Below are 10,337 nucleotides of genomic sequence, written 5' to 3'. Positions count from 1 at the left end.
CTGGATTGCTCTCTCGCCGGCAAGTGGGGGCTGGATTGCTCTCTCGCGGGCAAGTGGGGGGCTGGATTGCTCTCTCGCCGGGTCTGGGGGGTGGGGTGGGTCAGGAAGGGGTGGGGGGTGGGGTCAGGAGGGTGCGCCAGGTGCGGTAGTGCTGGACGGCGACGCCCTCGTAGCCGGGGGTGCCGGCCATGGCGTCGCGGACCAGGGCCGTCTCGGTGAGGAGCGCGGCGAGCCCGTCGTCGCCGAAGGTCCACTCCGCGCCGCCGGCCACGGCCGGTGTGTCCGTCTCGACGCCCACCGTGAACGGCAGGCCCGCGGCCACGGCAGCGGCGACCGCGTCGGCGGACAGCGCCAGGATCCCGTCGGGGCCGTGCGCGTGGTCGACGAACGCCACGACCTCGACGCGGTCGGCCCGTGCCATGGCGGCGTCGGCGACCGTGCCGTCGCCCCACGGCTCCCACGCGAGCCAGTACGGCACGTCGACGCCCAGGCCCACACCGGGCGGCAGCTCCGCGCGCACCGCGTCGAGCAGCGCGAGCCACCGCGTCACGGACCCCGTGCGGTCGGTGAACCACTCGGGCCGCGTCCACGGCTCGACGTTGACCTGCACGTGGTCGACCGTCCGCCCGTTCGTCGCCGCGCGCATCCACTGCACCGCGAGCTCCGGCTGCCCCAGCCACGGCGGGTCCCCGCCGAGCACCCCGACGCTCGCACCCTGCGCGCGCACCGCGACGATCGCGTCGGTGAGCCACGCGGCGACGGGCCCCTCGTCGGAGGCCCACGGAGCCGCGAGGTGGACGGTCGTCAGGTGGTGCTCCTGCACGAAGGCGGCGAGCGTCGCGGGGTCGGCCGGCGCGTACGCGGTGCCGCGCGCGTCGACCGAGCGGTCCAGCGGGTTGTCCCACATCCACATCGCGCTGATGGCCGGCGCGTCGGCGTGGGCGGCGCTCGCGCCGGCGGGGACGACCACGGCGAGCGCGACGGCGGCCGCGAGCGCGGTGCGCAGCCGAAGGTCCGGAGGTCTCACAGCGGCGGTCCGTTCCTCGGGGGCGTGGGACCCCATCATGCGACCCGCGGCGCCCTCGCCGGCGCCGGGGGCCCGGAGGGGCGCCGAGATCACCCGGTCGGCCGCTCGGCGACCCCTACGCCTCGCCCGGCAGCGCCTTGCGCACGACGAGCCGCGTCCACGACCCGAGGTACAGCCGGTCGCCGTCCTGCAGCTCGTGCCGCTGCCCTGCGGGGATCGGGTCGTCGGGCAGCGGCTCGCCGACGCGCGCGACGAACGTGCCGTTGGACGACTGCAGGTCCTCGACCCACCAGCGGTGACCGTCGGTGTTGAGCTGGCAGTGCCGCCGCGAGACGCCGCTGTCGGCCCCCGCGTCGACCTGCGGCCGGATGTTGCGCGACGCGGACGGCCGCCCGACGAGCACGCTGCGCTCCCGCAGCGGGATCAGCACGGGCAGCCCGACCGACGGCATCGGGTCCTCCGCCTGCTGGGCGGCGTACCAGTCCGGGTCCACCCACAGCTCGGCGACCCAGGCGTCGCCACCGGGCGGCGGGGGACCGAGCGGTGCGGCGGGGTCGGGCGCCGGTGCGGACGTCGCGCCGTCACCGCCGGGGGGCGTCGCGACGGCCGGGGGCGGCTCGAGCGGGTCCGGCACCGAGCCGGGGGCGGTGTGCGGCGGCGCGGCCACGCCCACGGTGGGCACGGCACCCGTCCCGAGGTCCAGCGAGGACGCGGGCCCCGTGACCGGCGTCGCGCCCGTCGTGAAGTCGTACCCGCAGTTCTCGCAGAACAGCGCGCCCTGCGCCGCGGGCGAGCCGCAGTGCGGGCACGTGCTCAGCGTCGGTGCGGGGGGTGCCGACGCCGCGCCCGTCGACCCGCCCGTCGACGAGCCGATGGGCGCGCCGCACACGTCGCAGTAGTCGGTCGAGTCGCTCGTGTGCCCCGCGGGGCAGGTGACGCTCATCGCCGCACCCGCGAGGTCTTCGTCGACGCGGTGTCCAGGGCCATCTCGTCCAGGCGGGACGCGCCGCGCTTGAGCCGCACCGTGCCGCGCTCCTCGTCGTCGATCTCCACGACGCGCCGCAGCTTGGACGTCGCCTCGTCGTTGCCCGTCTCGGCGGCGAGCTGCACCGCGCGACCCAGCTTGACGGTCGCGGTCGCCTCGTCGCCGGCGGCCTTGGCCGCGAGTCCCTCCTGGATGACGGACGCGAGCTCCGCCTGCCCGGTGTAGTGCGCCACCTCGGGGCTGATGCGCGCCGTCAGCGACGCGTCGTCCGACCACGCGGCCTTGACCAGGCCCGACGCGACGACCTCGCCCGCGACGGCGACCTGCACGCGCGCCGCGAGCTGCTCGGCGCCCACGTTCTTCGACGGCACCCGCACCGCCACGTGGTAGTCGCGCGACTCGTCGGCCCACGCGCCGGTCGGGTAGGCGCCGATCAGGGGCGTCACCTCGGTGCGTCGCGCCGTGAGGTCCTCGACCGTCGGGGCGACCTGCCGGACGAACAGCACCTGCCCGCCCTGCGGCGTCCACACCCGCAGCTGCGCGTCGGCCACGCCGCGCGACATGGACGTCGCGAGCAGCGACCGGAAGTCGCGCGCGATGTCCGCCGGGTCCGCGATGAGCTCGACCGTGCCGAGCAGCGCCGTCGCGATCTCGCGCAGCTCGTCGACCTGCCAGCGTTCCCCGACGCCGCGCGCGTCGCACTGGAACCGGCCGGTGACGGCGCGGATCGTCGACGTGAGCTGCTCGCGCGGCTCCGACTCGTTCTTGCCGTCGGTCAGCAGGATCGCGTGCCGCTGCGTCGCGGCGGGCTGGGTCGCGAAGATCTGGTCGGCGAGCCGCAGCCACGTGCTCATCGCGGTGCCGCCCTGCGCGGGCAGCCGGGACACCGCCCGCTTGGCCTCCTCGCGCGCGGCGGGCTCCATCTGCACGATCGCGAGCGGCGCGTTCGGGTAGGGGAACACCCGCTGCGCGACGTGGCTGCCGCTGACGATGGCGAACCACGTGCCGTCGGGGATGTGGTCGACCGCCACCTGCGCGGCGTGCTTGGCGGCCGCGAGCATCGGGCCGGTCATGGACCCCGACGTGTCGATCATGATGATCTCGGCGACGCCGCCGCCCGCCGTGCCCGCACCGCCGACGCCCTCGGCGCTGACCGTGACGATCGCGTGGACGTCGGTCCCGCCGTCGGGCAGGAACTCGTTCTGGAAGACCTCGGCACGGAACGTGGCCACGCTTGCTCCTCGGCGGTGCGGCTGTGGGGCGTCGGACGGGTGGTGCGGCTTGCGGGTGCTGACGGCGGTGCGGTGGGGCGGGTGGAAGGGTCAGGGCGCCGGGGCGTCCGGCTCTTCCGGGAGGCTACCGGGCGGTCGGCGCCGGACCGTGGGGGTCGTGCCCGGGTCGTCCGTGTGCGTGTCGGCGAGCGGTGCGGCGGGGTCGGTGACCGGTGCGGTGACGCGCGCGAGCGCGACGGTGACGTTGTCGTGCCCGCCCGCGGCCTTGGCCCACGCGACGAGGTCGCGCGACAGGGCGGCAGGGTCCGGGCCGACGCGTCCGGTCGCGTCGCGCAGCAGGTCCGCGACGACCTCGGGGGCCGACGCGTAGTTCCACAGCCCGTCCGAGCACGCGAGGACCCAGCCCGGCCCGGTGGGCCGCGTCGCGACGGTCCGGGCGGTGGTCTCCACGGCGTCCGCGCCCAGCCAGCGGGTGATCGCGTGGGCGTCGGGTGAGCGCTCGGCCGTCGCGCGCGACATGCCGCCGGCCATGAGCTCGGCCGCGACCGAGTCGTCCTCCGTGAGCTGCTCGGGCGTCCCCGCGTCGGGCAGCCAGTACACGCGCGAGTCGCCCAGCCAGCCGGCCACCAGCAGCACGGGGCTGACGACCGCGGCGACGAACGTGCACGACGGCGGGTCCTGCCGCGCGACGGCGTCGTCGACCGCGTCGCGCGCGGCGTCGTCGGCGCGGTGCCCGGACTCGACGAGCAGGCGGGACCAGCCGCCGGCGTCGCCAGGCCCGACGGCCGCGGCGCCCGCCACGAGCACGTCGCGCGCCGCGGTGGCGGCGGCCTGGCTCGCGACGTCCGAGTCCGGCGCCGACGACACGCCGTCGCACACGACGAGCACGGTGACGTCGCCCGCGACGCCCAGCGCCATCGCGTCCTCGTTGCGACGCCGGCGCATGCCGACGTCGGTGACGCCCGCGACGTGCGGCGCGGGCTGCTCCTCGGCGTGGTCGCGCGCGACGGGCGCGCGTGCGCCGCACTGCGTGCAGTAGCCGTCGGCGGCGACGTCGCCGCCGCACGCGGCGCACGCGCCGAGGGACGGCTCGGCGCCGTCGGCGGGGCGGCCGACCGGTGCGTGCTCGACGGCCTCGCCCTGCTCGACCGCCGCGGGCTCGACCACCTCGCCCTGCTCGACCGCCGCGGGCGCGACCGCCTCGCCCTGCGCGACCGCCGCGGGCGCGGACGGCGCGGGCTCGGCCGGTGCGGACGTCGTGACGTCCGCACCCGTCGCCCCCGCACCCAGCGCGGCCCCACACGACTCGCAGAACCGTGCCCCGGCGCCCGCGGTCTCGCCGCAGGCCGGGCAGACCGTGACCGTCCCGCTCACCACGCCGTCCACCGCCGCACCTCGTTGGCGCGGTCGACGAGCGCGACCCGCGTCGCGCGGTCCTCGGTGAGCGCGGCCTGCTCGCGGTACGCGCTCTCGAGCGCGTCGGTGAGGCCCACCCGCGTGGCGGGGATGCCGTCGAGCCGCACGCCGGGGGCGGTGGTGCCCTGGTCGACGGCCTCGAGCGCGCTGCTCAGGACGTCGACCCGCAGCCCCGCCCGGTCGGCGGGCGCCAGCGAGACGCCCCGCACCGAGTCCAGCGCCGCGGCCAGCGACGTCAGGTCGTGACGCGACCGCGCGAGCACCCGGGCGCGCATGAGCCGCGCCTCGGGGTAGGAGCTGCGCGTGGGCGTCACCAGGTCCAGTGCGGCCAGGGCGCCGTCCACGTGGAGGGACGCCATGCGCAGCCGTGCGAGGCCGAACGCGGCGGGCGCCGTGTAGTTGGCGTCGGCGTACGCGCACGTCGCGTAGAGCTGCTCGGCGATGCCGGGCTCGTCGGACAGCTCGCACGCCACGGCGAGCGCCAGCTTGGGCGCCAGCTCCCCGGGGACCTGCCCGTACACCGCGTTGAACGACGCACGCGCCGCGACCGCGTCGCCGGCCGCGAGCTGCGCGAGCCCCTGCGTCCACACCGCGCGCCACTCCCACGGGTCGTCGGCCAGGATCGACTCGACGGCGGCCGTCACGGCCTCGGGGCGCCCCGCCTCGATCGCGGTGGTCGCGCGCAGCAGGCGGACCTCGACGGTGTCGTCCGGGGCGTCCGCGAGGGCGCGCAGCCGCTGCTCGGGGTCGGTCACGTTGATGCCCGACAGCCACCCGGCGGCCGCGTCGTCGGGGTCGACCTTGAGCGCGGGCAGCTCGTCCCACGCGAGGGGTCGCTCCACCTGGTCGGTGACGGGCGGCTCGAAGAGCACGGACGCCGCGCTCGTCAGCGGCGGGTCGCCCGCACCGCGGTCGGCCGCGACGACCTCGCGCAGCACGCCGAGCACCTGGGCGCGCATCTCGTCGACCGAGCCGAACCGGTCCGACGGGTCGGGTGCGCACGCCTTGGCCAGCAGCCGGTAGAACGAGTCGTACCGCGCGAACACCGGCGTCTCGTCGACCGGTGGCAGCGCCGCGACGTACGTCGTGGTGTTGCCGCGGAAGTCCAGGACGAGCGTGGCCAGCGTGCGGCCGATGGTGTAGACGTCGGAGGCGACCGACGGGCCGTCCGCGGGCACCTCGGGCGCCTGGTAGCCGACCGTGCCGTAGATCGCCGACTGCTCGTCGTCGATGCGGCGCACGCCGCCCATGTCGATGAGCTTGAGCGCGTCGCCCGCCTGGATGACGTTGTCGGGCTTGAAGTCGCAGTACAGCAGGCCGACGTCGTGCAGGTACTGGAAAGCCGGCAGGACCTCGAGGACGAACGCCAGCGCCTGGTCGACGGGCAGCGGGTCGACGTGCCCGGCGGCCTCGCGGCGGTCGGTCAGCAGCTCCTTGAGGGAGCGCCCGCCGACGAACTCCATGACGGTGTACCCGTCGCCCTCGTGCTGCACGAAGTTGTAGATCTCGACGATCAGCGGGTGCTCGACGCGCGCCAGGAACTGCCGCTCCGAGATCGCCGCGGCGACCGCGTCGGGGTCGCCGCTGTTGAGCAGGCCCTTGAGCACCACCCAGCGGCCCGACACGTTGCGGTCGCGCGCCAGGTAGATCCAGCCCATGCCGCCGTGCGCGAGGCAGCCGGCGACCTCGTACTGCCCGCCGACCAGCGTGCCGGGCGTCAGGCGCGGGTCGAAGTCGAACCGCGCGCCGCACGACGGGCAGAAGCCCTGCGTACGGGCCGGCACGCCGTCGCGCCCGCGGCCGACGGGCTCGCCGCAGGCCGCGCAGAACCGCTTGCGCTCGGGGACCTGCGGGTCCGTCATGACGGCCTGCAGCGGGTCGTCCACGGGGGCCGGCGGGACGGTCGTCAGCCCGGCGCCCAGGCGTGCGCGGCGCAGCCGGGTGGACGACGTGCCGAGCCGGCGCGTCGCACGCGACCCGCTCGCCGCGGTGCGCGCCGAGCCGAGCGCGGCGGTCGGCAGGCGCGTCGAGCTCGTGCGTCCCGTCCGGGTGGAGCCGACCGCGTCGGGGTCGGCCCCGGCGGCACCGGGGGCCGGCAGGCCCGGGGCGATGCCCGTGCCGAGCATGGCCGACGGCGTCCGCGCGGCCGTGCCCGTCGCGGTGCGTCCCGTCGCCGCTGCGGCAGCGGGCGGGGTCGTGGTGCCCGTCGACGTGGACGTCGCACCCGCGGGCGCGGGCGAGCCGCACCGGTCGCACCAGCCGTCCTCGTAGGTGCCGGTGCAGCCGGGCTCGCGGCAGGCGGTCGCGGTGGTCATCGGGCTCCTCCAGGTCCGCCCGGCAGCGGCCGGGCGAGGTGCTCGTACTGCTCGACGAGGGCCCGGGCGAGGCCCACGTCGCAGGGGGTGGGGGCGCCGGCCGGGCGCGCCTCGTCGTGACCGGCGCGCACCGGGGGCGACGCGGCGCGGCCGTTCGCCGCGGCGGCGGCCGCCGCGCGTCCGAGCCGGTAGCGCAGCTCCGCGCGCTCGCGCAGCGGGTTGCTGTACGCGTCCTGGGCGGCGTCGAGCGCCCGCCGGACCGCGTCGAGCCGCGCGACGAACGCGTCGAGCGCGTCGCGGTCCTGCGGGACGGCGCCGAGGCGCGACACGTCCGGGACCGCGAACCGCGGCGGGTGCGCGATCTCGCGGCGGCAGCGGTCGGCGAGCTCCTGCAGCCCGGGCTCGCGCGCCTCGAGCGCGGCCGCGGTCGCGTGCGCGTCGGCGCGGGCGCGGGCCAGCGACCGGCGCTGCGAGACGGCGACCATGAGGTCCCGCTCGGTCTGCGCGGTCCGCGTCTCCAGCTCGGTCAGCGGTCCCGACACGTCCCCGCCGCGCGCGGCCTGCCCGGACAGGCGCTGCTCGCGCTCGCGCAGCGCCGTCACGCGCTCGCGGGCGGCCGTGTCGGAGCCCGCGAGGTCCTCGGCGCGCACGAGGGCCGCGCGCACGCCGCGCAGCCGCGCGACGACGTCGGCCGTGTCCGGGTCGAACGCCAGGCGCATGCGCAGCGCGGACACCATCGCGTCGCACAGCGTCAGCGCCTCCGGCAGGGATACGGGTGACGCCCCTGCCCGGGTGTCGACGCGGCCCCACACGAGCTGCGACATGCGCTCGCGCTCGACCTCGGTGACGCGCCCGTTGTCCCAGACCGCCAGCAGCTCGTCGGCGCGGCCGCGGGCGGACTGCCACACGGTGAGCGCGAGCACGACGTCGGGCGTGTAGCGCTCGGACTCCGCGGTGGCCTGCGCGGCCGTGTCCAGCGCGTCGAGCTGCCGGCGCCGGTCGTCGAGCCACGTCAGCAGGCCGTCGAGGTACGTCATCAGGTCGCGCGCCGGGATCGCCTCGCCCAGGCGCCCGGGGGCGGCGGGCGCGACGACGTCGGCGGACGGGGCGGCCATGGCGGTCGCCGTCACGACCGTCCGTACACGGACGTCGGCGGCGCGGGTGCCGGGCCCAGCGCCTCGCCGAGCCAGCGGTCGTAGACCTGCGTCCACGTCCCGTCGGCCTTCATGCCGTCGAGGACCGCGTTGACGAACCGCACGAGGTCGACCTGGTCGGCCGCGACGCCGACGCCGTACGGCTCGGCGCTGAACGCCTCGCCCACGACGCGCGCGTACGGGTCCTGCGCGACGAACCCGGCGAGCACGGTGTCGTCGCCCGTGATGGCGTCGACGCGCCCCTGCTGGAACAGCGCGAGGCACGCGGAGTGCGTGCGCGCGCCCACGGCCTCGACGTCGTACTGCTCGAGCCGCTCGAGGGTCGTCGTGCCGTCGGGCGCGCACACGCGCTGGCCCGACAGGTCCTCGATGCCCTGCGCGTCGGACTCGGTGCTGACCAGGACCTTCTGGCCGGCGGTGAAGTACTCGGCGGAGAACGCGATGTCCTGCCAGCGCTCGCAGTTGATCGTGAACGCGCGCACGACGAGGTCCACCTCGTGCTCCTGGAGCACCGGCAGGCGGTCGCCCGCGGTGATGACGCGGAAGCGGACCGCGTCGGGGTTGCCGAGGATCGCCTGCGCGACCTGGCGGGCGACGTCGATGTCGAAGCCCTCGATCTGGCCCGTGAACGGGTTGCGCGCGCCCATGCGCAGGGTGTCGGCGGAGACGCCGACGACGAGGTGGCCGCGGTCGCGGATCGCGGCCATTGTCGACCCCGCGGGGACCTCGGTGCCGGTCGTGGGCGCGTAGGAGGTCGTGGCGTCCGTGCACTCGACCGCCGCGGGCGCGGCGGCCGCGACGTCGGCCGCCGCCGGTGCCGGTGCCGCGGCGGACCCGGTGGCGGGGGCCGTGGCGCAGCCGCCCAGCACGACGGCCACGAGGGCCGCGGCAGCCAGGGCGGTGCGCACGGGGTGCGTGGTGCGTGTGCTCATCGGTACTCCTCCCGTCGGGGGCGCAGGCCGGTCCAGGCCAGCAGGCCACCGATCACGGCGAAGATCGCCAGCAACCAGCCCACCCAGGGGCCGCCCGTGTGCAGGCCGTCCGCGACCTCCGCGCTGCCGGAGTCGACCGCGGCCGTCAGGTTCGTGGACAGGTCGTCGAACAGCGCCGGCGACGCGGCCGGGTCGTCGCTCGTGACGAGTGCCACGGCGCCTTCCCAGTCACCGGCGTCGTCGAGCGCCCGCACGTCCCGGTGCGCGGCGACCCAGGTGTCGAGCCGGTCGACGAGCGACGGGTCGAGCCTGCTGCCGTCACCCGCGAGCGCGTCGCGCGCCTGCTCGGTGCCGGCGACGAACGACTCCTCGTAGGCGGCCCCCGACCCGCGTCGGATCAGCGTGAACGCCTCCATCGAGCGCGCGTCGTTGACCAGCGCGAACGCCTGCGAGGTCGCGACGGTCGCCGCGTAGGAACCGTCGTGCACCCGGCTCGTGCGGGACGCCGCGCTGCCCAGGGTCGACCCGCCGATGACCGCGATGGCCAGCAGCATGACCGTCGCGGCGACGAGCCCGCCGTTGAAGGTCCGGCGCGTGCGCCGTGCGACCCAGACCTGCACGCCCACCAGCGCGGCCAGCGCCAGGAGGACGACGACGAGGAGCGTGGGCGTCGCGGTCCGCACCGCGGCCAGCTCGTCGTCGACGCGGTCCTGCTCGGCGGCGACGAGCTCGTCGAGCGCGGGCACGATGTCCTCGCGCAGCACGGTCGACGCCTCCTCGAGGTACGCCGACGCGACGGGGAAGCCCTGTCGGTTGTTGGCACGCGCCTGCGCGACCAGTCCCGAGTACGTCGTGAGGTCGGCGGACACCTGGGCGAGCCCGTCCGCGCCCTCGGGGCCGCTCCCGGCGAGCTGCGTCAGGGCGAGCGCCCCGGCGTCGAGGGCCGCGTCGTAGCTCGCGCGCAGGTCCGTGGGCTCCAGGCCGCCGACGAGGAACGCGGTGGTCGCAGCCGCGTCGGCCGCGACGAGCTGGTTGCGCGCGTCCTGCAGCCCGACGAGCTGCGCCGCCGAGTCCCGCAACCCGTCGACGGCGGCGCTCTGGCTCGTCGCGGTGACCAGTCCCAGCAGGCCCGTGAGCACCGAGACGACGACCGCCACGGCACCCCACACGCGCAGACCGCCCGGCGTCGAGCGCCAGCCGCTCGTGGGGCGTCCCGGCGGGGCGGCGGGCGCGCCGGACGGGGGCGGCGCGCTCGGCGGACTCGGTGGCGAGGACA

General features: G+C 76.8%; 8 protein-coding genes. All 8 read right to left on the bottom strand.

The window, feature by feature from the left end; translation table 11 throughout:
- Positions 1–100: 100 nt before the first annotated feature.
- Positions 101–1,027 carry a hypothetical protein gene (locus H9657_RS06965; RefSeq protein WP_318241352.1) on the bottom strand — a complete coding sequence of 309 codons (927 nt, stop codon included), beginning with the start codon at positions 1,025–1,027 and terminating at the stop codon, positions 101–103.
- 115 nt (positions 1,028–1,142) lie between these two features.
- The gene (locus H9657_RS06960) at positions 1,143–1,970 is read right to left on the bottom strand and encodes an FHA domain-containing protein (protein ID WP_191781756.1); all 828 of its coding nucleotides are present in this window, start codon (positions 1,968–1,970) and stop codon (positions 1,143–1,145) included.
- Positions 1,967–3,244 carry a VWA domain-containing protein gene (locus H9657_RS06955; protein ID WP_191781754.1) on the bottom strand — a complete coding sequence of 426 codons (1,278 nt, stop codon included), beginning with the start codon at positions 3,242–3,244 and terminating at the stop codon, positions 1,967–1,969. Before H9657_RS06955 ends, H9657_RS06960 begins: the two co-directional genes overlap by 4 nt.
- A gap of 90 nt (positions 3,245–3,334) precedes the next feature.
- Entirely contained in the window at positions 3,335–4,630 is a 1,296-nt protein-coding gene (locus H9657_RS06950) for a PP2C family protein-serine/threonine phosphatase (RefSeq protein ID WP_191781752.1), read from the bottom strand.
- Complete coding sequence (locus H9657_RS06945) at positions 4,615–6,975, bottom strand: serine/threonine-protein kinase (RefSeq protein ID WP_191781750.1); 2,361 nt, start codon at positions 6,973–6,975, stop codon at positions 4,615–4,617. The genes H9657_RS06950 and H9657_RS06945 overlap by 16 nt, the downstream gene beginning before the upstream one ends.
- Positions 6,972–8,105 (bottom strand): hypothetical protein, encoded by a 1,134-nt coding sequence (locus H9657_RS06940; protein WP_191781748.1) that lies wholly within the window; start codon positions 8,103–8,105, stop codon positions 6,972–6,974. Before H9657_RS06940 ends, H9657_RS06945 begins: the two co-directional genes overlap by 4 nt.
- Positions 8,102–9,061 (bottom strand): glutamate ABC transporter substrate-binding protein, encoded by a 960-nt coding sequence (locus tag H9657_RS06935; protein WP_191781746.1) that lies wholly within the window; start codon positions 9,059–9,061, stop codon positions 8,102–8,104. Before H9657_RS06935 ends, H9657_RS06940 begins: the two co-directional genes overlap by 4 nt.
- Positions 9,058–10,337, bottom strand: a 1,280-nt coding sequence (locus tag H9657_RS06930; RefSeq protein ID WP_225214781.1) for a hypothetical protein, incomplete at its 5' end; no start/stop codon positions are given. The genes H9657_RS06930 and H9657_RS06935, both read right to left, overlap by 4 nt.

Source organism: Cellulomonas avistercoris (genome assembly GCF_014836445.1).
Taxonomy (GTDB): Bacteria; Actinomycetota; Actinomycetes; order Actinomycetales; family Cellulomonadaceae; genus Cellulomonas; species Cellulomonas avistercoris.
This window is presented reverse-complemented; position numbering and strand designations above follow the sequence as displayed.

Coding starts and splice junctions, on each gene's coding strand:
- H9657_RS06945 (WP_191781750.1), bottom strand. CDS start 6,975: ATGACCACCGCGACCGCCTGCCGCGAGCCCGGCTGCACCGGCACCTAC.
- H9657_RS06935 (WP_191781746.1), bottom strand. CDS start 9,061: ATGAGCACACGCACCACGCACCCCGTGCGCACCGCCCTGGCTGCCGCG.
- H9657_RS06960 (WP_191781756.1), bottom strand. CDS start 1,970: ATGAGCGTCACCTGCCCCGCGGGGCACACGAGCGACTCGACCGACTAC.